The organism is Peribacillus sp. NPDC094092, assembly GCF_050279365.1.
GTDB lineage: Bacteria > Bacillota > Bacilli > Bacillales > DSM-1321 > Peribacillus.
Map to the genome: position 1 here is coordinate 167,120 of NZ_JBNNUC010000001.1, position 22,730 is coordinate 189,849.

General features: G+C 38.3%; 25 protein-coding genes and 1 pseudogene. 5 read left to right on the top strand and 21 right to left on the bottom strand.

Features of this window, described 5'->3' with window-relative positions:
- Positions 1-186: 186 nt before the first annotated feature.
- Together ACQKNS_RS00770 and ACQKNS_RS00775 are read right to left on the bottom strand one after the other, a co-directional pair.
- Positions 187-1,149 carry a peptidoglycan-binding protein gene (locus ACQKNS_RS00770; RefSeq protein ID WP_427640703.1) on the bottom strand — a complete coding sequence of 321 codons (963 nt, stop codon included), beginning with the start codon at positions 1,147-1,149 and terminating at the stop codon, positions 187-189.
- Between the two features lie 168 nt (positions 1,150-1,317).
- The gene (locus tag ACQKNS_RS00775) at positions 1,318-1,524 is read right to left on the bottom strand and encodes a hypothetical protein (RefSeq protein WP_427640705.1); all 207 of its coding nucleotides are present in this window, start codon (positions 1,522-1,524) and stop codon (positions 1,318-1,320) included.
- Between the two features lie 292 nt (positions 1,525-1,816).
- Here ACQKNS_RS00775 and ACQKNS_RS00780 point away from each other — a divergent pair, with 292 nt between their 5' ends.
- The 4 genes from ACQKNS_RS00780 to ACQKNS_RS00795 all read left to right on the top strand — a co-directional run bounded on the left by ACQKNS_RS00780 (position 1,817) and on the right by ACQKNS_RS00795 (position 5,593).
- A complete protein-coding gene (locus ACQKNS_RS00780; RefSeq protein WP_427640707.1) occupies positions 1,817-2,182 on the top strand; it encodes a DUF2089 domain-containing protein in 366 nt (121 codons plus the stop codon).
- Between the two features lie 13 nt (positions 2,183-2,195).
- Positions 2,196-2,585: an SHOCT-like domain-containing protein gene (locus ACQKNS_RS00785; RefSeq protein WP_427640709.1), complete on the top strand. Its 390-nt coding sequence runs from the start codon at positions 2,196-2,198 to the stop codon at positions 2,583-2,585.
- A gap of 10 nt (positions 2,586-2,595) precedes the next feature.
- On the top strand, positions 2,596-2,877 hold the full coding sequence (locus ACQKNS_RS00790; RefSeq protein ID WP_427640711.1) for a hypothetical protein: 282 nt from the start codon (positions 2,596-2,598) through the stop codon (positions 2,875-2,877).
- 1,801 nt (positions 2,878-4,678) lie between these two features.
- Positions 4,679-5,593 (top strand): iron-hydroxamate ABC transporter substrate-binding protein, encoded by a 915-nt coding sequence (locus tag ACQKNS_RS00795; RefSeq protein WP_427640712.1) that lies wholly within the window; start codon positions 4,679-4,681, stop codon positions 5,591-5,593.
- Positions 5,594-5,799: 206 nt separating this feature from the next.
- Here ACQKNS_RS00795 and ACQKNS_RS00800 read toward each other — a convergent pair whose 3' ends face one another.
- The 11 genes from ACQKNS_RS00800 to ACQKNS_RS00850 all read right to left on the bottom strand — a co-directional run bounded on the left by ACQKNS_RS00800 (position 5,800) and on the right by ACQKNS_RS00850 (position 13,874).
- Positions 5,800-6,252 carry an immunity protein YezG family protein gene (locus ACQKNS_RS00800; protein ID WP_427640713.1) on the bottom strand — a complete coding sequence of 151 codons (453 nt, stop codon included), beginning with the start codon at positions 6,250-6,252 and terminating at the stop codon, positions 5,800-5,802.
- Between the two features lie 275 nt (positions 6,253-6,527).
- Positions 6,528-6,986 (bottom strand): SMI1/KNR4 family protein, encoded by a 459-nt coding sequence (locus tag ACQKNS_RS00805; protein ID WP_427640715.1) that lies wholly within the window; start codon positions 6,984-6,986, stop codon positions 6,528-6,530.
- A gap of 19 nt (positions 6,987-7,005) precedes the next feature.
- Positions 7,006-7,443 carry an SMI1/KNR4 family protein gene (locus tag ACQKNS_RS00810; protein WP_427640717.1) on the bottom strand — a complete coding sequence of 146 codons (438 nt, stop codon included), beginning with the start codon at positions 7,441-7,443 and terminating at the stop codon, positions 7,006-7,008.
- On the bottom strand, positions 7,434-7,943 hold the full coding sequence (locus ACQKNS_RS00815) for an HNH endonuclease (RefSeq protein ID WP_427640719.1): 510 nt from the start codon (positions 7,941-7,943) through the stop codon (positions 7,434-7,436). Before ACQKNS_RS00815 ends, ACQKNS_RS00810 begins: the two co-directional genes overlap by 10 nt.
- An 807-nt stretch (positions 7,944-8,750) precedes the next feature.
- Positions 8,751-9,221 (bottom strand): SMI1/KNR4 family protein, encoded by a 471-nt coding sequence (locus ACQKNS_RS00820; RefSeq protein WP_427640721.1) that lies wholly within the window; start codon positions 9,219-9,221, stop codon positions 8,751-8,753.
- Between the two features lie 20 nt (positions 9,222-9,241).
- Positions 9,242-9,904 (bottom strand): HNH endonuclease, encoded by a 663-nt coding sequence (locus ACQKNS_RS00825; protein WP_427640723.1) that lies wholly within the window; start codon positions 9,902-9,904, stop codon positions 9,242-9,244.
- Positions 9,905-10,229: 325 nt separating this feature from the next.
- On the bottom strand, positions 10,230-10,697 hold the full coding sequence (locus tag ACQKNS_RS00830; protein WP_427640725.1) for an antitoxin YezG family protein: 468 nt from the start codon (positions 10,695-10,697) through the stop codon (positions 10,230-10,232).
- Positions 10,698-10,701: 4 nt separating this feature from the next.
- A complete protein-coding gene (locus tag ACQKNS_RS00835; protein ID WP_427640727.1) occupies positions 10,702-12,672 on the bottom strand; it encodes a DNA/RNA non-specific endonuclease in 1,971 nt (656 codons plus the stop codon).
- Positions 12,669-12,959, bottom strand: coding sequence for a YwqI/YxiC family protein (locus tag ACQKNS_RS00840; protein WP_144478758.1), 291 nt, complete (start codon positions 12,957-12,959; stop codon positions 12,669-12,671). Before ACQKNS_RS00840 ends, ACQKNS_RS00835 begins: the two co-directional genes overlap by 4 nt.
- Positions 12,959-13,387: a YwqH-like family protein gene (locus ACQKNS_RS00845; protein ID WP_427640729.1), complete on the bottom strand. Its 429-nt coding sequence runs from the start codon at positions 13,385-13,387 to the stop codon at positions 12,959-12,961. Before ACQKNS_RS00845 ends, ACQKNS_RS00840 begins: the two co-directional genes overlap by 1 nt.
- Before the next feature lie 238 nt (positions 13,388-13,625).
- Positions 13,626-13,874: a hypothetical protein gene (locus tag ACQKNS_RS00850; protein ID WP_427640731.1), complete on the bottom strand. Its 249-nt coding sequence runs from the start codon at positions 13,872-13,874 to the stop codon at positions 13,626-13,628.
- 294 nt (positions 13,875-14,168) lie between these two features.
- On the opposite strand from ACQKNS_RS00850, the gene ACQKNS_RS00855 reads away from it, so the two are divergent.
- Positions 14,169-14,573, top strand: coding sequence for a hypothetical protein (locus ACQKNS_RS00855; protein ID WP_427640732.1), 405 nt, complete (start codon positions 14,169-14,171; stop codon positions 14,571-14,573).
- A 168-nt stretch (positions 14,574-14,741) separates the two neighbouring features.
- Here ACQKNS_RS00855 and ACQKNS_RS00860 read toward each other — a convergent pair whose 3' ends face one another.
- From ACQKNS_RS00860 to ACQKNS_RS00895, 8 genes and pseudogenes are all read right to left on the bottom strand, one after another.
- Complete coding sequence (locus tag ACQKNS_RS00860) at positions 14,742-15,035, bottom strand: hypothetical protein (protein WP_427640734.1); 294 nt, start codon at positions 15,033-15,035, stop codon at positions 14,742-14,744.
- Between the two features lie 308 nt (positions 15,036-15,343).
- Positions 15,344-16,329: pseudogene (locus ACQKNS_RS00865) on the bottom strand (serine hydrolase domain-containing protein).
- Between the two features lie 129 nt (positions 16,330-16,458).
- The gene (nadE, locus tag ACQKNS_RS00870; protein ID WP_427640736.1) at positions 16,459-17,289 is read right to left on the bottom strand and encodes an ammonia-dependent NAD(+) synthetase; all 831 of its coding nucleotides are present in this window, start codon (positions 17,287-17,289) and stop codon (positions 16,459-16,461) included.
- A gap of 34 nt (positions 17,290-17,323) precedes the next feature.
- On the bottom strand, positions 17,324-18,793 hold the full coding sequence (locus ACQKNS_RS00875) for a nicotinate phosphoribosyltransferase (RefSeq protein WP_427640738.1): 1,470 nt from the start codon (positions 18,791-18,793) through the stop codon (positions 17,324-17,326).
- Between the two features lie 62 nt (positions 18,794-18,855).
- Positions 18,856-19,407, bottom strand: coding sequence for a cysteine hydrolase family protein (locus ACQKNS_RS00880; protein WP_427640740.1), 552 nt, complete (start codon positions 19,405-19,407; stop codon positions 18,856-18,858).
- A gap of 14 nt (positions 19,408-19,421) precedes the next feature.
- Entirely contained in the window at positions 19,422-20,186 is a 765-nt protein-coding gene (locus tag ACQKNS_RS00885) for an NUDIX domain-containing protein (RefSeq protein WP_427640741.1), read from the bottom strand.
- A gap of 192 nt (positions 20,187-20,378) precedes the next feature.
- Positions 20,379-21,908: an acyl-CoA carboxylase subunit beta gene (locus tag ACQKNS_RS00890; RefSeq protein ID WP_427640743.1), complete on the bottom strand. Its 1,530-nt coding sequence runs from the start codon at positions 21,906-21,908 to the stop codon at positions 20,379-20,381.
- Between the two features lie 23 nt (positions 21,909-21,931).
- Positions 21,932-22,714 (bottom strand): enoyl-CoA hydratase, encoded by a 783-nt coding sequence (locus ACQKNS_RS00895; RefSeq protein ID WP_427640745.1) that lies wholly within the window; start codon positions 22,712-22,714, stop codon positions 21,932-21,934.
- Positions 22,715-22,730 lie beyond the last annotated feature (16 nt).

Consider the following 22,730-nt stretch of genomic DNA (forward strand, 5'->3'; position numbering starts at 1 on the left):
TACATTTCTTGTCCCAGTATGTATTCTAACTTTTCTAATACTACGTTTCTTGAACGATTGGGATATTTACTTTTAACAAATTGCCATTATAAAAACCATTTTTTATTCAAACAAAAAAAGCCCTCATCTTTAGAGCTTTTTTTCTAAGCCATTTGCATTTAAGCATTATAGTTTTATTCTCATATATTATCCAAATAGTTTTGCAAACGTATTTTCACCTGCAATACCGTCTGCAGGTATCCCCTTGGCCCTTTGAAATGCCTTAACCGCTATTTCCGTTCCGCTTCCAAAGATACCATCTATGCCATGTGGATTTTGCCCTTCCAAATAAAGTGCAGCTTGAAGGATATAGGTGATATTCCCTTTCGCCCCTTCCCTAACATTAGGTGATGCCGCTTTTGTTTGGGGTCCCCATAATCCATCAACATCAATCTTTGCAGCATATTGTTTATTTAATTCGGTTTGAAAACCCTTTATCAAAGCTTTTTTAGTATTAGGACCATAATAACCGTCAACATCTATTTTTGCATTATAACGGCTATTTAATGTCTTTTGGATGGATTTGATCGTTTGATTTCCGCTGTCCTTTGGAGCCGTATCCTTTACAATGACCTCCGATTCGACTTGTGTTGCTGGAGGAGTGGTCCCTTCCACTTTTGATATCAATCCAGGCTTTGTCCCAGCTTTTAACTGAGAATAAGTTAGTCCGCCCGTCATATCCAAGTGCGGATAATCTTTAAAGCCTGACCAATCCCCGCCCCATGCAAAGCCTAAGGATTTACCGATGGCTGCTACCCGTTTCCAATTTGCATCAATTGTCCAAATGGCATTCTTTCCATCATCGCTGACTATGAAATAATCAATGGCTAGTCCATAGTTATGGTAAGATTGACCTGGCATCGCGTTGGTCACTCTCGGTTTCGATAAATCACCAAAGTTTTTTCCATCGTAGAAATAACCTAGGCGACCTTGACCATATAGCTTTGCTTGCTCTTCCATAGACCGATAACCTGCGCTGATTTGTACAAAAATGCCTTCTTCGTATGCCCGTTTAACCATTTCTAATGCTGATTCTTTTACGACTGGATGAATTCCGCTGCCCATATTCTTTTCCGAACGATCCAATAAGGTTTCTAATTTAACTGTCAATTTTATCACCTCCTAATATGTTATGGTTCTTATCAGGAAATGCTTGTACACCTAACTTGACGTTACAAGAAAACGTCCTTTTATGGATTTAGCATGGGTTCATCATCCATATAATTCTGGTAAAAAAAGCACAACCCTTAAGGGGGCTGTGCTCTTATTTTATAAAGGCTAATTTTGATTTTCTTTATAATTGCCTTTGCCAATAACTTTTATCAATTCATCCAGCTTTTCATTTCTTTCTTGATCCAACCTTGTCTTTGCATTGATGAATTTTATTATCTTAATTATGAAATAAACACTTAAAACAATAAGTCCCAGATAAAACAAAATCGGTATGATTGCAAAAAGCCCTATTAAACTACTGGCTTGGTCCATAAATAATTCCTCCTGAATGTAAAATATAGTAGTATTATACAGGAAAAACAGGCTAAATAGACCCCGTTCTAAATTTAGGACGGGGTTAAAACATTGTCGTTTAATTTTAAGTAATCGTGCTCATAAACTATGGTAAAAATAATGCTTGAATAAATAAAGTAAACAGATAATCAATAATATTAAATAACAAATTAATATTATTGATTTTTTTAGATTTAAAATTTAATTTTATTATTTATATTTTTAATTTATTATTATATAATCGAATCAAATGAAAGAAAGGAATGTCATTATGGCTTATAAAGTAATCACAAATTGTCCTGTCTGCAGTGAAACATTGAAAATTACAAAGTTGCAGTGCTCTCATTGTCACACCACGATTGAAAATGAGTTTGAATTATCTAAGCTGGCATCCTTATCAAAGGATCAGCTTCATTTTGTGGAAGTATTTTTAACATGCAGAGGGAATATCAAAGAAGTTGAAAAGGAACTGGGGATTTCGTATCCAACGGTTCGAGGCAAGCTGACAGACATCATTTCATCCCTTGGATATGTGCAGAAGAAGAAAAATGAAGTTGACGAGAAAAAAGTTATCACCATGTTGGAAAATGGAGAAATTACACCAGAAGAAGCTATAAAGCTCTTAAAAGAGGAATAAGGAGGAATTTATCATGAAAGAGGAAATTACAAAAGTGTTAACCATGGTTCAAGAAGGGAAGATTGATGCAGATAAGGGATCAGAACTGATTCAAGTATTAAAAGAGAAAGAAGAAACAGGCAACAAGCTTTTTGAAAAACCGACTAAATTTTTAGATAAAACATTAAAAATTCGTGTTGTATCAACAGAAAATGATAACGTCACGGTCAATTTGCCTATAAAACTCGTCAAGGTCGTATTAATGGCTGGACACAGCATCGCAGCTAGTATTCCTCAATCGGAAAAATACGTTAAAGATATAAACATAAATCTTATTATTGAAGCAATCGAAAACGAATTGGATGGCCAAATCGTTGATATTAAATCGGCTAACGGGGATACCGTTTCGGTCATCATTGATTAGTGATTTGCCTATGATGCATGTAAAAGTGAAAGCAAAAGACGTTCGGTTTTCCATCCCAATTCCATATGCTATTTTAAACATTGTTATTTCAATTTTGTCTTCAAAATTTTTTCAGCAAAATGCAAATAAATGGACAAGAGAGCACTTTGAAAGAAAAAAACTGGACTTTACCTTTCCGCTAATAGACAAAAAAATGCTAAAGCCTATCGTCAAGGAACTGAAAAATTATAAAGGGATCGTGCTAGTAGATGTCAAAGCTAAGGACGGCACTGAGATTAAAGTTAGACTATAAGTTTATGTAGGATGCACCTTGATTAAAATATCCATTAAAAGATGAGGTACATATAATCAAACTTTAAAAATCTCATACTTAGCATAGAGAGTGACTCCATTTTGAATCGATCCTTTTTCAAAATGGTTTTTTTACATTTGCTATTAATAAAGCTTAATACACTTTTTTAATCGCTCTTTATTTTAAAGCTACAAAAATGTTCTTATTAAATTATCGTGCAACTTATCACTAAAACAGATGCAAATCATCTCCTAAAGTGGCAGCTTCAGTTCCAATAGTCATCCAGCCACCAGCCCCCTTCGCCAATCATCAACCAGCGTTCGAATAATTTTCATTCGTTTTAATCCATTTTCAACCCCCAATGATTAAGCTGGCATATCCTTAATAAAGACGGGCATATAAACATACATCACGATTGATTGTACTTTCATCTTTATAGTTGCACTAATACATCTTATTCTAATCTACAACTGCATGTCTAATTAAAAAAGGCAGCCACAAGGACTGCCTCTGCTGAACAACTTTTTACGTTGCTTCATTTTTTTAGTGATTAATGGTTACGGTGCTTGTTTTTTTTGCATTTGCATTTACATTTACAACGCTTTCCAGGAAACCATACTGTACTGGGATCATTGTCCTCAAAACATTTTTCCTCAAAACAACAATTCATCTCCATCCTAACACCCTCCTTACTATTGTATATGCATGTATTGGTGGAAGGTGTGGACAAGTTGCTTAAAGTTTAGAAGTGAATGCAAATTATACATTTTCAAAGTATAAGGAAACAAACTAAATCTCCCCAATTTTTATGGCGATTTTTGGAGCTTTATATACCTATAAAAACTACTTCATTGATGATTCCAGAATTCTTTTGTTCAAGCATGAAAATCATATCACCAAATAGTAAATTATACTTTGGCAGCCATGTTGGTTTCACTGGGGGAGTATGATTCGATTTTCATATTTCCAACTGTTAACGATGTGCTATTGATTCCAGTCAAGGGGCAGGAGTTGTATGAAACCATACATCTTTTTTTATTACTTCCAAATGGTCTTCCATGATCCCTTATTTAATAGTTCATAATATAATTATGTTAACAACTATGCGAAAAATTGCATTATATAAACTAATCAACCTTTAAAAGGGGGGCATATAATGGCCAATACCAGACAACATCAAATCTATGAGCAGAAATATGCCTTTTTATATCCTTGAATATGTTGACAATATATTGGATACCCGGTCCCCTCCACCCTCTTGAAGTACACTCTAATGTCATCAATAGGTTCATGAAAAAACGGGGCATGATTCCTTAACATTTGAAGCGATACTCGGTTTTCATGTCCTAATTTACTCACTAATAAAAATATTCTTTTCGTTAATCATGGTTATTATTGGAAGCTTCCAGTTACACCCAACTTTATAAATGCAAAAAATTAACAAAATCCTGTTTTCACCCAAAATGGGACGAATCCAAGGCTAATTTCTATGGGCTTGAATATTAATAGTCGTTCCAAGATCTACTTATCAAGTACCATTTCTTTTTTTAGCCGGTCCATATAATAGTATTGATATAATCCCGGAAGCTTGTCCCTTTTCTCCAACCAGCCTCAAACATGTTGCTACAAGTAGTGTGACACTTTGGTTCACCGAGTTTAGCAATCTTCCAAAAGTTATTGACAATGATTATCATTACTATTAATATGTTGATGTAGTTATTGAAAATGAATATCATTATTAATTAGATGCTTTTTTGATATGTTTTTAACCTACACTATAATTAATAAGGAGAAAATCAGAATGAAAAAGCTATTCATCCCCTTTCTGCTCTTGTTCGTACTTATTCTTAGTGCTTGTGGGAACAAAGAGACAGCGAACGAAAATAATGAATCCAAGACAAAAACAGACACAATTACATATCAATCAGAAACTGGCCCTGTTGAAATTCCTAAAAACCCAAAAAGAATAATTGCTCTCTCCAATGGACCTAATGTATTGGCTCTAGAAGGTAATGTCGTCGGGATAGATCAATGGACTAACATGAATCCCCTTTTTCAAGAAAGGCTAAAGGGAGTCGAGGTCGTATCAGAAGATAACCTGGAGAAAATCATTGAACTGGAACCAGACCTAATCATTGCCGGATCCGAGATGAAAAATATTGCAAAGCTAAATGAAATTGCTCCAACTGTAGTATTCACTTGGGGAAAATTAGATTATTTATCACAGCAAATAGAAATTGGAAAACTATTAAACAAAGAAAAAGAAGCAAAAGAATGGGTTGATGATTTCAAAACGCGTGCAGAATCCGCAGGAAAAGCGATACGTGCAAAAATTGGTGAAGATGCAACCGTTTCTGTCATTGAAAATGATGCTAAAGAGTTTTATGTATTCGGAAATAATTATGCACGTGGGACAGAAATATTGTATCAAGCAATGGATTTGAAAATGCCTGAAAAAGTAAAAGAAAAAGCACTTAAATCCGGCATTTATGTCCTCTCATCGGAAGTGCTTCCTGAGTATACTGGAGATTATATTATCTTTAGTAAAAACCCGGATGTGGCAAATTCATTCGTGGACACTGATACGTGGAAAAATATACCTGCAGTCAAGAACGATCGTATATTTGAAATAAATAGTAAAGCATCCACATACAGTGACCCAATCACTTTAGAACATCTTCTCGAATTTTTCGAAAAATCATTTCTTAACAAATAGTATGCGAAGCAGGAATTCTTTATATAAGGATCCTGCTTTAGTGTGTTTTATACTTGAATTTCTTCTCAGAAAAACAAAAAGCACCTGTTGCCTTAAAGGCAATCAAGTGCTAAATCTAAATCTAATTGATATTCATATCAACAATGAAAAGACCTTAAACTTTGGCGTTAAGGCCTTACAAAAAAACAAGCTTTTCTTGCCCTACATCATTTTTTCTTAAGGTATTCTTCTAAAATACTCTTATCATATTCAGATTCAGGTAAAAGGTCCAAACGAGTATATTCCCAAATAACTCTTCTTTCATGATCATCTGCATCTGATAGATTTTCATAATCATAGTCAACTTTAAATTTTCCTGTACTTTCTAAAGTGAAAGTTAAATTGGTCCATTGTTCTTGATTATTATTTTTAAATTCATCTGACAATATTTTTAATTCATCTAATAATTGATACCATAATTTATCGTATTCTTCTTCATTTAAACTATATATTTCAGGTATATCATGACTATAAATAGGCACTTCACTTTTAGGAGTATAATAAAAAAAGAATGCAGTACCGGTACCGTCAGCAATTTCACCGTACATTAATACCTTTGACCACTCTTCTGGTATAGTTTCATTAATAATTTGAGCTATTTGTTGGTAGTTTTGATTCATACAATTCTTTTACTCCCATGCTCTATTAGTTCCACTCTCTTCTCTTGTTGTATATTTCCTCGACCCGGCCGATTCCATGCACTATCATCAACGCTTTCTGATGCTATTCTTCAATTTGTTCGTTTTTCTGAATGATATTAATAGCCATTAACCAATGTTTATAATTCTTTTGACCTTTTATACAAAAATAAACCAAATCTTAACTTTTATCAGGTAGCGTCTTATTTATCTACATATTAATTGTTGTATTCTCACACACAATATTCAGGCTTTATTTACTTGGCGACAAATAAATTGTCCATGAACTCTTTAAAATTTCCAGATATCGGTTTAATAAATTCTTTCCTTAATTCGTTATCCTCCTCAAAGTAGTCCATGTCACAAAAATAAACTTTACCTTTTTGTTCTCTATCTAAAGATAAACAGATTAAACTATTAGCCGGATCTAATCCTATAGGGAGAAAATCTTTCGGTACAATCCTACTTTCATTATACTTAATGAAAGTACTTTCTAAATTTTCTTCTATTTCATTAGATAAAGGAAAAAATAGTATAATCGAGGAAGTTATTGTTCGATCTTCTGTTTGAAATCTTCTATTTACAGCTTTTCCACCATTATTAGATAATAAAAATCTACTAAAATCTTCCGGTAGTACTAAATTAAATTTTTTCTCGAAATTTTCAAGTTCATTTACTGATATTTTTTTATATGTATATTCAAACTTATATTCCATTTTACAATTGCTCCCCCTTCTACTTTGTATCTTCTAAAGAATACATTTGCTCCAGCAAATCACTAAATGTATCACACACTTGTGATAACGCTTCTTCTTCATGATTGAAGAAAATTATTTTTGGAGAAGAATAATTATTTCTATAATCAAAACATAAGTAGTTTCCAAATGGATCTCTGGCAAAAGGCACAATTCCTTTTAACGCTGGACTAGAAAATTGCTCATAAAACATCCCTATATTTATATCATTATCAGTAAAGCTAATTAAATCATTAAATACTCCCTGTTGCCCTTCACCAAAATTAAAGATATTAGGCTCAGGAAAACCTCCGTTATATTTCATAACACACATTTTGTAATCATCAGGATATTCAATCTCAAACAATCTTTCAATCGAAGCAATTACACCCTCATCGGGTTTTTCTTCCTCTACAAATAGCCACTTTTTTAATCCCATGTTACCATCTCCAGAATTTCTTTTTTTATAATACCTTTTCTGCCCGATTCACCACCGCCCCATATAGCTCTCCCACCAGTATGTCCGGCTGCTTGGTGTTCAAAATAATCCACAATTTGCATTTTACCTGTTTCCTGATGATGATGCCAAGTAAGTGTTTTTGGAACTCTACCTTCTTTTAACACCTCATATTCCTTCGCTATGAACTTTTCAGCTAATTCTGGATTCCTTATAACTACTTCAGATAAGGTTTTAGATAAATATACAAATTGTGCAGCATCTGTTTCTAAAAAATACTTTTCTGGTAAGTAAATTTCAAATTTTGAATGAAAAATTGGGAATCCATCTTTATCATAAATTACTTGATATTCTTTTCCATTTTTGGTTGAAATAAAAGTGTACAGTGTAGTTCCGTCTTCATTACGTTCTTTATACTTATAATTTCTTGGTTGGTTAGGTCTTCTTGTATATGCTGGGAGTTTTCGAGCTGCTTCAACCATCGCATCGTCAGCCTTTGCCTGATTTACGGTAGACAGTCTCTTCACTGCAAACTTCTGTACTATATCCTTAATAGTCGTTTTATCAAAAGTGACGTTGTTTCCATACGCCGTGGCTAACTCTTCGACCCTGATACGAAGAGGTACTTCTACATTGCCGATTTGCCGGCCGAATGCTTTAGCGTACTGAACCTGCTTTTGCGCAAATTCCCTACTGTAAGGGACGAACTTTGTACCACTTTTTTAGACCTGACGGCCTTTTATCTGAGGTACATATGGCTTAATAGGGTACCTGTTTTTAAAGTTATTTTTATGTACGATAAATTACATTATTTATAACTAATAAGTGTAATCTCTGCTCTCTTAGTACCAAACTATTTATTCGGCACTAGGTAGCTCCCCAAAAAAAGAAACCTTGAAAGGTAATTAGCCAATCAAGGGTTTAAAAAATTATTTCAATGTTTTATTTTAGGTATTCAGCTTCCTATTTAAAGTTCTGCAATATCCTCATATCCATAAATATTTTTCATTTTTCCTGTGTTATCTAAAACTAGGGTGGTACCATCAAAGATTAAGTGATAAGTAGTGGTTAAATCCTTATAAAATCATACCAATCTCGCTTTTATTCATCACACTATGAACTTTTGATATAAATAAAAATTTATTAACTTTCTTGCCTAATTATTGTTTTACCTTTTTCTTTGGGCCACCTTCACGTCAAGGAAGTAGAACAAAAACTTAACTTAATTCTCAAAACCTTCATTTTCTATAAATAAAAATGAGCTAAAACATCTGGTACTTCTTGTTATATTACTCCACCTTAGAAATAAATTCACTAAATGTATTAGCTATAAAATATGTTTTGGGCTCTAATTCAGCTGATTCTTCATGATTCCAAACAACAACCATTGGATTTTCTCTATCTTTCCGAAAATCCAAACATACAAAATCACCTGCAAACAACACAGCAATTGGTAAAATATCTGCACCTATCAAATCTTCATTATCAGTCAATCTATCTTCAAGCTGTGTTAATGTAACATCAATATCATACATGCCTAACCTATGTTCCCTAGGTGTTTTTAATAAACATAAAAAGCGATCTATTGCGTATTCGTGGTTATTACATTTAAAACCTCCGTCTATTGTTCTTCCTCCATTATTTTCTTTCATAAAATCAATAAAATCTTTTGGAAGCTTCACTCGCCAAAATTTCTCTTTTCTCTCAAACAATTCATCTGTCGGCAACGGAAGTGTTATAGTCGACTTATCTATTTTCACATAAATTCCTCCTTAATAAATCATCTAGGGGCATCTGCCCACATACCAGTTGTCCTTCCACCATTATGCGGCGTAATATTGTGAATTCCATAAGGAACCAATTCCATTTTCCCGGGTATTTCAGTATGGTGCCAAGTCATTCCTTCACGGTGACCTCCAATTTGTTCATCAAGCCATGTAAATTGTTTTCTATCAGATAGCTTCCAAAAATCTTTTGGTAAATAAACAGTTTCTTCAACTAAACCAGCCCCAAAAAAATCAGCAAATCCATATCGCATTCCAGCAGCTTTATTTACTGTAATTTGTGGAATATGCACATCAGAAATAGCTTGTTCTTTGATAAGTCGTTTTTGTTTTAACGTTAGATTCTCTCCACCTAATATATCCTCTCCCCAAGACCAAGGTTCATTAGATTTTATTTTTTCAGCATATAGTTTAGCATAAACTTCAAGTACATCTTCAAAGTTTTTTTTACCTTTGACGAATTCTTCTATATTTTCTAGGTTTAGTTTTTTAGTTCCACTAGCTCTAACTTCACCCGTACCCTTAGGAATATTCTCCCTTGAAACACCCTCTACTTTACAATCCTTCACCGTAAATTTCTGATAGGCTTCTTTAATTGTCTGCTTTTCCATCACTACTTGGGGAAGGTTTGGTCCTCCTGCGAGGGATACTTGTTCCATACTTATCCATTTTGGGATTCTTTTTTACCGATTGTTTCACCTATATTTTTTAACGAGGTTTTTCCTGATCTCGCTATGTCTGTTATTATAGCTTGAGCCTTCCGAACCTGCTTTTGTGCAAATTCCCTACTGTAAAGGACGAACTTTGTACCACTTGCTAATATTTTTCCTTAGCCACCTTGCCTGAAGTAATTCTATATGATTTTAAGTCCTCACGGCCTATTATCTGAGGAACCGATAGATGCTACATATTCTATTTCAACAATGAAAAGACCTTAACTTTTGCGTTAAGGTCATAAAAAGAACAAGCTTTACTTATCCTCCATTATTCTTTCTTGAGGTATTCTTCTAAAATCCTCTTATCATATTCAGATTCAGGTAAAAGATCTAAACGAGTATATTCCCAGATAACCCGTCTTTCGTGATCATCTGCATTGGATAAATCCTCATAATTATAGTCAACCTTAAATTTACCGGTACTTTCTAAAGTAAAAGTTAAATTGGTCCATTGTTCTTGATTATTATTTTTAAATTCATCTGATAATTCTTTTAAGACCTTTATTAACCTCCGCCATGTATCTCTATACTCCCTTCTACTAATACTATGTATTTCAGGGATATCATGGCTATATATGAGTGTATCATTAATATTAGACTGATAGAAAAAGAACGCAGTTCCTGTCCCCTCCGTAATTTCTCCATACAAAACTACTTTACTCCATTCTTCAGGAATCATCTCGTTTACAGTTTGAGCTATTTTTTGATAATAATCATTTAGTTTTGATTCATTCAATTTTTTATCCCCCTGCTATATTTTCAAATGTTCTTAACTCCCAACGACCATGGTCAATTTTATACTCTATGTCGAAACTTTCAGGTCGAGTTGAATTTCCCTCATACACAGGATATATTTTCACTTCAACTGTTTTAGGAGGATTACTGTCTAAAGCTTTAGCCCAAGATATTTCGAGTTTTTTCCATTCCCCCATATTCAGGTTTGCATTCATAGGAACAAGGTTGTCTAGGTGACCAGATCCTTTAAAAATGCTTGCAATTAAATGACCCCCTTGATCATCTGGCAAGCGATCTTCTCTTCCGGCAATCCGCTGTGCATAATTGTTTCGTTTGCCACTGCCTAAGTCGAGAGAACCTTCTACACTTGTTATCCGACCCTTTTCGTCCGTTTTATATACATGACCACCAGGGGATGTATATTCAATATTCGGTTTTAAAACTTTCTTCATTCGTTCTCTTGTATAGTGCTTTCCATACGCCACTTTTGTAATTTCATTCGATCCTTTTGCTAGCACTACTTTGCCTGTACCCTTACCACCATCACCCTTCACCGCAAACTTCTGTACTATATCCTTAATAGTCGTTTTATCAAAAGTGACATGCTTGTAGTTGTTTCCATACGCCGTGGCTAACTCTTCGACCCTGATACGAAGAGGTACTTCTACATTGCCGATTTGCCGGCCGAATGCTTTAGCGTACTGAACCTGCTTTTGCGCAAATTCCTTGCTGTAAGGGACGAACTTTGTACCACTCGCTACTTTATCTGCGACCTTCGCCGCACCAGCCACACCGCCGATACCAAGTGCCATCAACAGGCCGTTCTGGCGCTGTTCCTCGGTTAGCTGGTTGCCGAACATGTCTTTGCCGGTTACGGCTTCGCCGAGGCCGTTGGCTGCGAGGAGGCCGTATATGCCGTATTCGGTTTTCTGGAGGAGGCTAAAGCCTTTTGTCGTTTTATAGGCATCGAGCGCGTGGTTCGCTGCGTTGAGTCCTTTGGCCGTTTTGTAGATGGCGCTGCCGCCTTTGATGGCACGGCCGGCCCAGCCGACGACGGGGATGAATCCAGCGGCGGCCATGGCGCCGGCGGCGATTCTTTCAGCATCGGACAGCTTGCGGCCGGTTACTGGATCGACCCCGGTTGAGGCCCTGATTGAATCATAATATCCCGTGAATTCGCCTGTAAAGGTTTTTGTCGTATCCCAGGCTTTTTCGTACCATGGGCGGTTTTCGAGTTCTTCCATTTCTTGTTCGATTTTCCGGGCTTCGGCTTGCTGCTTTTTGAAGGTCTGATAGTCTTTCATCTGACCGGCGACTTCATCCTTCACTTGATAGACATCACTTTTCTTGAAGGCCGATTGATTGAAGGTCATCGGCGAAACGTTGCCGTCCTGTTTGGTGGCATCGAGCAAGGCGCGGAAGAGGCCAACGGCCACGTTTTCCTGCCCGACGGACACATCATATTCCTCGACCAATTGCCGGTCGACATTCCCGACCTTTGTCACGGTGTCATCCAGCCTTTGTCCGGCCAGCGTGATTTTTTCATTAAAGTCTTTTTGGTCGAACATATCAAGAGGCAGGATATCGTCAATGCTGTTCAGGATCCTTTGGAGATCGTTCGCTTGTTCATCGACAAGTGACTTCGCTTGGTTGATGCCATTCGAGACTTCCCCATCTAAAAAGGGAACCTCGACCACCGTATTTCCGGAGAGGTCCGCCTCTTCCAGACTGGCCGGAATGCCTTCCAAAAAACTGATCTGGGCCGTGAATAGTTCCATCCAGGCGTCCGCCACCTCGATTTGCGCTTCATAGAAGCTTTTGATGGCGGCGGCACCGGCCCCTTGAAACTCGTTATCCAGGCCGACGATGCCCTGAAATTCCTTTTTCAGGGCTGTGACTTCCTTCTTTAGTTCTTCATATTGCTTGGCGCGCGACTTGGTTGCGGCCGTCAATGTCTCGGCTTCATATATTTTCATCGCGTAGGGTACCCATGTGAAGACGTATGGGCGATGGCTTCATCCTGTTCTTTTAATAAGTCAATGTTGGCACGGGTATCTTCCACATTTTTCTGGACGATTTTAATATATTGCTCGAAGACCTTCTCCAGGTTCGTTTCCCGGTCGATCCATTTCGAGGTGAATTCCAATTTATTGCTGCCAAGTTCGCCTGCCGGCAAATTTCCAAGCGTGACTGTACCAAGTGCCGTCTTCACCTGATCGACTTGCTTCATTACGGCAGGATGATTCAGTTTGATTGTCGTCATTAAAACAACCGCCTTTTTAAATCTGATATTTTACTCTCCAGCTGCTCAAATGCCTCTTCGCCTTTGCTCAAAAGGGAGTCGGCTTCTTGGGCTATATTCCCCGCTATGCTCAGAAGAGTATTTTCGGCATTCAACTTTGTAATCATTGCCTCGATTTTCCATTGGTAATCGTCATAATCGTCATGAATAATACTGAACATCACATTATAGGCATCATGACGGGCTTCCTGAAATTGATCCGAGCGATTCCCTGTCCAGCTGCCGCCCAGCTCAGGTGCTTTTATTTTCCTAATCTCGTTCAGACACATACTTTGCTCTTTTATAATATCGTTTTTCGCATTTTCTAAACGTTCTATTTTCACATTTAAATCAGCTTTCTTACTGGAGATAGCAGAGTGTATATTACTCAAAATATCTGCATAAACCATGAAACTCACCTCAGAAACAGTATAATCCTACACTAAATGTCATATTTTCCTATTTAATATTATAAGGATAAAAGTCCGTAAGTTAAATAGGGAGAAATATGCTATTTTGTCAGTTAAAAGAGAAGATTGGCATAAAAAAGTTCCTGCATACCATATTCTTTATACCCTGCATTTTACCAATTTTAAACAAGTGAACAGAATATCATCTCATTGAATTCTCTACAAGAATTGCCCTACTTCATTCAAACTGCCCTAAATTGTATCTGTGCAACAAATCATCCCGAACAAATTCCCTGCAAGTCGAAGATAGATGTGACCGCTCAGGATGTATCAAATCCCCAAAAGGCAAATCGCCGACAAATTTAACTTCACCTTCAAAATCCAGTCCGGATTCACCATCGAAACCGATGACTTTCACAAAACAAGTTTTGTGTCCGGTTTTCATAAAATCAATTACCGTTAACACATGATTATGTACATCATTCATTCTTTTTTCCTCCGACCATGAAAGTATTAAGTAAAATAGGCACTCCTATTTTCCATGATTCGCTATATTTTATTTATATTATGTATATTGGTTATTCTATTAACTATAACCTTATTAAAACTGACGTTGCATTTCCTGTCTTCCCAATTCATTCACTTATGCTTTTTTTACGTTACCCTGAATATACTAGCTTGTATATGATTTCATATTACTTCCATCGAAGGACAGGCTGGCAACCCACTCTTCTATATAGATTTATAACCTGCTATAATCTAAGGATTGGAGGTGTGAAAAATGAAAGAAATCATCCAGATATTAGCTGAAATCGTCAATAATCTTCACGATTTCATTTTATTCTTTGTGAGTGACACATTAAATTCAAATGCAACGGACAAAGATTTGCATTTTTGGATAATGGGAATCATCGGTATCATCATATTTTTGTTCGTGTTATTTCTATCTAATTTAATTTCCCGGATGCGTTTTGGGATAACGATACTTTCTTTCCTTTATACCTTTACGGTCATGGTTGTTTTAGTATTTGCCATTGAAATACAGCAAGCCCTTACCAGCAGGGGAAATATGGAGTTTCAGGATGCGGCGGTAGGACTTTGGGGGTTCATCGTATTTTTCATGGTTTTTGCTGTACTATCATCCATTTTCCTTTTGGTGAAAAACTTTTTCAAGCGATCAAAATAAAGGTAACGATGTCACCTTGCTTAAAACATTCCAAATGGCCTTTCAATAACTTTAAATTCGGATTTTGTATTGGCGGGAATGATAAACTCTCTGTAGCATCATCTTAAACCGGAAAGAAGGTTACAGAGAATAAAATTTGATTCGGGGTAAATAAGCATATACTATCAATTACTTCGGATCACTTTCATTGAATAAATCAATGCTAAACAGATTGAAAGAATCGTCGTCATTAATACGTTCCCGGTCATTTCCGGATAGATCAGGACTATTTTCCCTGCGGCGGCGATTTACTTCCTTTAATTCCGCTTCAAGAAATTCAGCTTGTTCGTGGGAAAGCTTGATCGTGATTTCATTATTTTGATCATCTGCAGCTTTCAAGAGGACATAACTATCCGCCGCATTACGTAAAGTCACATTGCTTACTGTTAAGTTCATGTTCGCGAGTTCATATCTTGCCTTCATAAAGTAAAAAGAACCTCCATCGGAAAATACCGGTTAAAATAATGTAATATTAAATATACTTTACTTCAAGATATCTAAATATACAAATTCTTTGTTTGGAAAAGCCTTGAAACACAAAGAAAACTGCCTCCTTATTGAAAAAAGGTACAGGTGAAGTATCCACTTGAAGAACCAGGAGTTCTGGAAACAATCGGGCGACTGAAAACGAATTCATCCCTTACCTTAAATCTAAAACAGGTTCTCGATGAATGAATTCACATTGACTATAAACAAAGGGAACCCTTCACAAGCAGAAAGGTTCCCTTTGTTTATAGTTCTTTCTCAATCGCGCAAGCATTATGGTATGGACCCAAGCTTTCATTAGAAGTAATGACGGTTTTCAATTGACTTGCAGTTTATACAGCTGAATTGAAACTTACACCAGGGTCATACCCCATAAGATGATATTTGAAAATCGCTTCATTTTTTTTACTGATCCATATGCCATATCCATAGTATTCTCCTTCATCTTCCGCAGCAATATGGGGTTCCAATAAAAGATTGGTATATTCTTGATTCACTAACTGATTCGAAAATAAGCCCTCCCAAAACCTGAACATATCCGATGTTGTACTATACGCCCCTCCATCTGCACCGCCTTTGTTCGGAAGGGAATAAACATTTGTTCTCCAGGCTCCATTTTCTTCGTCTATGTATCTTAATGCAGTATTTTTTGGGAGCTGGTCCATGGAAAAACAACCGGAATTTTTCGTTTCACAAGGCAGAAAGATGTTGTTGTCTATATATTCGGAAAATTCAAGTCCGGTAAGTTCCTTGCAATCAATCCTAATAAAATATAGCCTGCATTATTGTAATGAAATCTTTCCCCGGGTTCGAACATCATCTCCTCATCTTGAAACATTGGCAGGAAATCTTTTACTCTTTTTATATGGTACATCGGATTTTTCTGCCAAAGCTCTTCAAAATCAGCCATCACTTCTTCATCAAAGTAATCAGGAATGCCTGAAGTATGTGAAGAGGTGATGTATGCTTACATTTTGGTTGAAATTAGGAAACCCGGTTGGAAGACAGTCTTTAAGCTTAGAACTGAACATAAGTCGCAAATGGCTACCGCCGTATACAGTTTACAAGCAGAAGCATTTCCGAACCTTGTTTCGGTCGTATTCATGATTTCATCCGCTCGATTGGAATAGCCATATGCGCAGCTATGGATCAGGTCATCTCCCGCTTTCACACCGATTACACCAGAGAATACAATTCCCTTGCTGGTTTCTATTCCTGGATATATCCATATGTAGAGTCGGCATTTTGTTTTCCCCTTTGCCGGTAAAATTTGAATACTGATGCGTTGGCCAAGGTGCTCGTTATGTTCTTGCAAAAAAACCCGCATCTTATTTGATGCGGGAAAACTTTTCAGCTTCTTTTATTTCCACCAAGTATCATAAACGTTAATGGCTTCATTGCGTTTATGTTCGGTTTTAGTATACCAACCTTCGATGATTTCAGCAGCTTCCGTTCTGATTTCCTTGCCTTCAAGGTAATCATCGATTTCATCGTAGCTAACGCCTAATGCCACTTCATCAGGAAGTAACGGTTTGTCATCTTCCAAATCGGCCGTTGGTATTTTCGTATAAAGACGCTCAGGTGCACCGACGAATTTCAGGATTTCTTTTCCTTGCCTTTTATTTAAACGGTATAATGGAATGATATCCGCTGCGCCGTCACCATGTTTCGTAAAGAAACCTGTGATCGCTTCTGCTGCATGGTCCGTACCAAGCACGACGCCTTTATAAAGTCCGGCCAAATCATATTGTACCTTCATTCGCTCACGCGCTTTAACATTTCCCCTTAAGAAATTCGATAGCTTTTCAGAAACTGCTTCTTCCACAGCTTTTACTGAGGCATCAACCGCCGCCTTGATGTTGACTGTAACCGTTTGGCTTGGCTTGATGAATTTTAATGCAAGCTGCCTGTCTTCTTCATCAGCCTGTACTCCATATGGCAAGCTTACAGCAACAAACTTATAGTCGCTGCCATTCGTTTCTTCATTCAATTCGTTGACAGCGGTTTGGGCAATATACCCCGCCAGTGTTGAATCTTGCCCTCCAGATATTCCAAGTACAAAGCTTTTCAGAAACGTATTTTTCTTCATATACCCTTTTAATAGATCAACACTTTTCCTGAATTCTGCTTCAGGATCTATCGTTGGTTGGACAAGTAATTTTTTCACGATTTCTTTTTGTAATGGACGCATTGGCAAAGCCCCGCTTTCTAATAAAATAGGATTGTCATTTCGTTAGCATTCTTTCTACATTGGCTTTAACTTCATCTATATTCCTCATTTTATTATCCCAACAATCCTGGCTTAGATCTACCGGGTATTCCTCAGGATTAAGTGCACGCAGGTACTCCGGCCATAATACTTGGAGATTTTTTTGCGTGAATGCCTTGATTTCATCTATGGTTGGCAATTCGTAAATCAAACTTCCATCCTTGAAAATATCCATATGGAGATCGACCGCATCGAAATCCGTGACGAATTTACTTAGGAAGGTATGGACAGGATGAAACATTTTTAATTTTTCCTGTTCCTGAGGCTTCTCGTATTCCATCGCCAAATAATCACCTTCAGCATGATGGTTCACTTTATTGATGATGCGATATACTCGTTTTAAGCCAGGTGTCGTAACCTTTTCAGGGTTAGAAGAAATTTTGATGGTATCTCTCATATTCCCATCTTCGCCCTCTATTGAAACCATTTTATAAACGGCACCGAGCGCTGGCTGGTCATAAGCTGTGATCAATTTGGTTCCGATGCCCCAAATGTCAATTCTTGCCCCTTGTTGTTTCAGGTTGATGATCGTATATTCATCCAAGTCATTGGAAGCGACAATCTTCGCATCATGGAACCCTGCAGCATCAAGCATACGTCGTGCTTCTTTTGATAAGTAAGCTAAATCACCGCTGTCAAGACGGACGCCAATGAAATTGATTTTATCGCCCAGTTCCTTGGCAACACGGATTGCATTCGGGATGCCAGAACGCAATGTATCATAAGTATCAACCAAGAATACACAGTCTTTATGGGAAACAGCGTATTTATGAAAAGCGGTATATTCATCTTTATAAGCTTGGATCATGGAATGTGCATGAGTCCCTGAAACCGGAATGCCGAACAGCTTTCCAGCACGTACATTACTAGTGGAATCAAAGCCAGCAATATAGGCCGCTCTCGCTCCCCAAATTGCAGCATCCATTTCTTGCGCCCGCCTTGAACCGAATTCAAGTGCAGATTCTTCACCGATGACCTGTTTGATGCGCGACGCTTTTGTTGCAACGAGTGTGTGATAGTTCACAATATTAAGCAGGGCAGTTTCTATGAGTTGAGCCTCACCAAGCGGTGCCTCCACCCGTAAAATCGGTTCATTGCCGAAGACCAGCTCCCCCTCTTTCATGCAGCGAATAGCTCCCGTAAAACGGATGTTCCGCAAATAATTCAAGAATTCTTCATCATAGTGCAGATCATTTTTTAAATAGTCGATATCACTTTCCGAGAAGGAAAAGTTTTGAAGGTAATGGACGATTTTTTCAAGTCCCGCAAAAATCGCATATCCGCTATTAAACGGTAGCTTTCTGAAAAATACTTCGAAAACTGCCTTTCGGTTATGTGTTTTGTCCTGCCAATAAGTTTGGGCCATATTGATTTGGTAAAGATCAGTGTGTAATGCGTAACTGTCGTCGTTGTACTTTTTTTCCATGGATAGTTCCTCCCAAAAAGAGAAGCCTTCGCTTCCCTTCTATTCTGTTTCGTTAATGGATACTATAGAATGGTTGCTCCAAGAGATCCTTTAAAATGTCCAAGCGCCCAATGGTGACCGGCATCATTGAACGAGGCCACTGCATTTTCATATACAAAGATTTTATAGCCAGAATTATAAGCGTCGATTGCCGTATGTAAAATGCAAATATCTGTACAAACCCCGACTAAATATACATCGGTAATGTGACGTTCCCGCAGGCGGATATCAAGGTCCGTTCCTGCAAAGGCTGAATAACGTGTTTTATCTATATAATGAACATTCTTTTGATTTTTATTTGTTTCATATTCCTCTTTTAACGCCCCGTATAGGTCTCTACCCATTGTACCGTTAATATTATGCGGTGGAAACAAATTCGATTCGGGATGTAAGCGGTCACCTTCTTCATGTAAATCAATCGCGAATACCGTGTATTCACCTTGTTCGATAAAATCCTTGGTTATACTGACAAGAGCCTTCTCGATATCCTGGCCTGGCTTCCCGCAGGTCAATGCACCCCCGTCTGCCACGAAGTCATACGTATAATCTATATTTATCAATGCCTTTTTTCCCATAGCACAATTCCCCCTCAATAGTAAATAGAGTCCATGACAACCTCTGCATTAAATCGGTATAGCTGTGAAGGCCGATACGAATTACGTTTCGTTTTCTTCTGCATTCCCTTTTCATCCAAGACTTTCTCCAAAAACGGGAGTTTCGGGGCTTTTGCATAAAAAAGTGAGTCCGCGCTGATTTTTGCATCATCTCTGGCTGTCAGCAAAACCCGTTGCAATTCAGAAAGTGTAAATTCATCCGGCAGGAATTTTTGGGCTATCGTCGTTTGCACCATTTCTTTTTTCATTAAATTCATCGCATCGTTAATAATTGTATAATGATCGAATGCAAGATCTAATTGTAAGGCTTCCTGGATCGTGAACAATTCAACCTCGGCTGCATCGTCATTCGCTTTTCTTTGATGAAGAAATTCTTCCTGGACAATTGCATAAAAAGCATTGGATATGATCCATCCTCTGGGATCGCGTCCAGGCTGGTCATAAACCCCGAAATGCTTGAGATGGAATCCAGCTACACCCGTTTCTTCCTTCAATTCTCGCTTAGCAGCTTCATAGGCAGTCTCACGTGCATTGACAAAGCCTCCGGGCAATGCCCATTTATCTCCCTCTACATTGGGTCCTCCTTCCTTATCTTTTGTGGCACGTTTGATTAATAATAGCTTCAAAAACATTTCAGGCGGGGCTTTCTCTGCCGTTTTCTTCGTAGTAATCGTAAAGATCGCAATATCTGCTGTATAGCCATCTGGAGTAATATATTTCTTTTTTTCCTGCTGACCCATGGCAACTCTCACTTTCTTTCACTAAGTATGGGATTAAGTAATTAGTAAATCATTAATTACTAATTATAGTACTCTTCCTTGTGTCATTTAGCAACTCATTTCAGAAAAATTTTCTAATTATTTAAAAAACCATTAATTTTCATCCATGATAAAAAGCCCGGTCAAAATGACCAGGCTTGTTTATTGTACTCTTTAAACGGGATAGACCCCATGTTTACGATCGGTAAATGTCAATTGCTTACTGCTATACGCCTCAAACCTGGCACTCAATTCGTCACGCAGGTCATTTGGTTGGATGATGCCATCAACAATCATTTCGGAGGCTAGGCGGTAGATATCGATATCTTCATTATACTCATTGCGCTTCTGTTCGATGAATGCTGGGCGCTCTTCTGGTTCCATCGCATTTATTTTATTGGCATAGACTGCATTGACAGCGGCTTCTGCTCCCATGACTGCAATCAATGCCGTCGGTAAGGCAAGAACACAGTCAGGTTCAAAAGCGGGACCGGCCATCGCGTATAGTCCAGCACCATAAGCCTTACGGACTATGACAGAAATCTTGGGAACGGTGGCTTCGCTCATCGCCGAAATCATTTTCGCCCCATGGCGAATGATCCCTGCCTGTTCGACCTTCGTCCCAATCATGAATCCTGGAATATCAACAAGGAACAACAGCGGTATATGGAAAGCATCACATAAATTGATGAACTTGGCTGCCTTATCTGCTGAATCATGGAACAGGACGCCGCCCTTGACACGCGGCTGATTGGCTATGATCCCTATCGTTTGTCCATTTAGCCTTGCAAGCCCAGTAATCAGTTCTGGTGCAAATAGTTTCTTGATTTCACAAAACGATTGCCTGTCTATAACCCTTTCGATCAGGTCATACATATTGAATGGTGCATTCTGATTTTTGGGAATCAGGTCTTCCAATGTTTTTTCGAAATCCGCAGGCAGCTCAGGTTTTACGCTTTTAGGTTTTTCTTGATAATTTCCTGGAAAATAGCTTAAGTATCTGCGCGCAAACGCGATGGATTCTTCTTCCGACTTAACAAGCACATCCCCGCATCCTGACACAGAACAATGCATTTTCGCCCCGCCCATTTCCTCTTCGCTTACCTTTTCGCCAATGACCATTTCTGCCATTCTCGGTGAACCTAAATACATGGATGCATTGCCCTCAACCATTACGACGATATCACAAAAAGCTGGGATATATGCCCCGCCTGCGGCAGACGGACCGAACAATAGACAAATTTGCGGGACTTTTCCTGATAACTTCACTTGGTTGTAAAAGATGCGTCCTGCTCCGCGGCGTCCCGGAAACATTTCTACTTGATCCGTAATTCGTGCCCCGGCAGAATCGACTAAATAAAGAAGGGGCAGCTGCAACTTTTCAGCTGTTTCCTGAATGCGAATGATTTTCTCGACGGTCCTTGCTCCCCAGGAACCAGCTTTTACAGTCGAATCATTGGCCATGACACATACCCTCTGACCATTGATTTTGCCGATGCCTGTTACTACACCATCAGCAGGCAATCCATCACTGGCACAATTAGCAAAGAAAGCGTCCTCGATTTCAACCCCTTCATCCAAAAGCAGCTCTAGCCGTTCACGTACGAAAAGCTTTCCTTTTTCAGCGTTTTTTTGATGATATTTTTCTAAACCGCCTTTTTTAATCGTTTCAACCGTTTCGGTTAGTTTATCCGTCGTTACCATCCCTGTTCCTCCTTTAACTGAAATCATTGGCCCTTAAAAACCGGTTTGCGCTTTTCCTTGAATGCTGACAGACCCTCCAGTCGGTCACGGGTTTTTAAAGTTGTCTGATAGCAGTCTTTTTCAATTTGCAATCCGGTTTTCAAATCAGTCTCAGCCCCTTGATTGATCGCCGCTTTAGCAGCCCTTAGTGCCAATGGGGCATTGACCGCAATTTCCCGAGCCAATTTTTTCGCTTCCTCAAGTAAATGTTGGGGTGAATATACATGACTGATGATTTTCAAGGCATGTGCGGTTTTTGCATCCAACCTTCTTGCCGTGTAAATCAGTTCTTTCGCTGTCGGCATTCCGACTATCCGAGGCAGGCGCTGAGTACCGCCGGCACCAGGTATGATGCCTAATGACGTTTCTGTCAGTCCAACCTTAGCCGTTTCCGATGCGATGCGTATGTCACAAGCAAGTGCCAACTCCAGACCTCCGCCAAAAGCCGAACCGTTAATCGCGGCAATGACTGGAACTGGAAGGTTTTCTACAGCCGTAATCGTGTCACCAATCAACTTGACTGTCTCCCTGACTTTATCATCATTCATACCTGCTCGTTCCTTAAGGTCCGCACCCGCACAAAACGCCTTTTCACCTGCTCCCGTAAAAATGACCGTTCGTAAATCGGAATCTCTTTGCAATTCATACAGCCCCTCGACTAAACAATGAAGCAGTTCTGTGGAAAGGGCATTAGCAGCATCCGGCCGGTTCAAAGTCACGAGGGCAATCCCCTTATCTTCATGACTGATCTCCACTAATGAAGTCATACATTCACCTCAATTT

Excerpts from the sequence above, each read along its gene's own strand:
- ACQKNS_RS00790 (WP_427640711.1), top strand. The coding sequence starts at position 2,596 with ATGATGCATGTAAAAGTGAAAGCAAAAGACGTTCGGTTTTCCATCCCA.
- ACQKNS_RS00895 (WP_427640745.1), bottom strand. The coding sequence starts at position 22,714 with ATGACTTCATTAGTGGAGATCAGTCATGAAGATAAGGGGATTGCCCTC.
- ACQKNS_RS00775 (WP_427640705.1), bottom strand. The coding sequence starts at position 1,524 with ATGGACCAAGCCAGTAGTTTAATAGGGCTTTTTGCAATCATACCGATT.
- ACQKNS_RS00875 (WP_427640738.1), bottom strand. The coding sequence starts at position 18,793 with ATGGAAAAAAAGTACAACGACGACAGTTACGCATTACACACTGATCTT.
- ACQKNS_RS00810 (WP_427640717.1), bottom strand. The coding sequence starts at position 7,443 with ATGGGATTAAAAAAGTGGCTATTTGTAGAGGAAGAAAAACCCGATGAG.
- ACQKNS_RS00885 (WP_427640741.1), bottom strand. The coding sequence starts at position 20,186 with ATGGGTCAGCAGGAAAAAAAGAAATATATTACTCCAGATGGCTATACA.
- ACQKNS_RS00780 (WP_427640707.1), top strand. The coding sequence starts at position 1,817 with ATGGCTTATAAAGTAATCACAAATTGTCCTGTCTGCAGTGAAACATTG.
- ACQKNS_RS00860 (WP_427640734.1), bottom strand. The coding sequence starts at position 15,035 with ATGAAGGCAAGATATGAACTCGCGAACATGAACTTAACAGTAAGCAAT.
- ACQKNS_RS00785 (WP_427640709.1), top strand. The coding sequence starts at position 2,196 with ATGAAAGAGGAAATTACAAAAGTGTTAACCATGGTTCAAGAAGGGAAG.
- ACQKNS_RS00890 (WP_427640743.1), bottom strand. The coding sequence starts at position 21,908 with ATGGTAACGACGGATAAACTAACCGAAACGGTTGAAACGATTAAAAAA.
- ACQKNS_RS00825 (WP_427640723.1), bottom strand. The coding sequence starts at position 9,904 with ATGGAACAAGTATCCCTCGCAGGAGGACCAAACCTTCCCCAAGTAGTG.
- ACQKNS_RS00795 (WP_427640712.1), top strand. The coding sequence starts at position 4,679 with ATGAAAAAGCTATTCATCCCCTTTCTGCTCTTGTTCGTACTTATTCTT.
- ACQKNS_RS00815 (WP_427640719.1), bottom strand. The coding sequence starts at position 7,943 with ATGGTTGAAGCAGCTCGAAAACTCCCAGCATATACAAGAAGACCTAAC.
- ACQKNS_RS00840 (WP_144478758.1), bottom strand. The coding sequence starts at position 12,959 with ATGACGACAATCAAACTGAATCATCCTGCCGTAATGAAGCAAGTCGAT.
- ACQKNS_RS00880 (WP_427640740.1), bottom strand. The coding sequence starts at position 19,407 with ATGGGAAAAAAGGCATTGATAAATATAGATTATACGTATGACTTCGTG.
- ACQKNS_RS00805 (WP_427640715.1), bottom strand. The coding sequence starts at position 6,986 with ATGGAATATAAGTTTGAATATACATATAAAAAAATATCAGTAAATGAA.
- nadE (WP_427640736.1), bottom strand. The coding sequence starts at position 17,289 with ATGCGTCCATTACAAAAAGAAATCGTGAAAAAATTACTTGTCCAACCA.
- ACQKNS_RS00835 (WP_427640727.1), bottom strand. The coding sequence starts at position 12,672 with ATGAAAATATATGAAGCCGAGACATTGACGGCCGCAACCAAGTCGCGC.
- ACQKNS_RS00800 (WP_427640713.1), bottom strand. The coding sequence starts at position 6,252 with ATGAATCAAAACTACCAACAAATAGCTCAAATTATTAATGAAACTATA.
- ACQKNS_RS00845 (WP_427640729.1), bottom strand. The coding sequence starts at position 13,387 with ATGGTTTATGCAGATATTTTGAGTAATATACACTCTGCTATCTCCAGT.
- ACQKNS_RS00850 (WP_427640731.1), bottom strand. The coding sequence starts at position 13,874 with ATGAATGATGTACATAATCATGTGTTAACGGTAATTGATTTTATGAAA.
- ACQKNS_RS00855 (WP_427640732.1), top strand. The coding sequence starts at position 14,169 with ATGAAAGAAATCATCCAGATATTAGCTGAAATCGTCAATAATCTTCAC.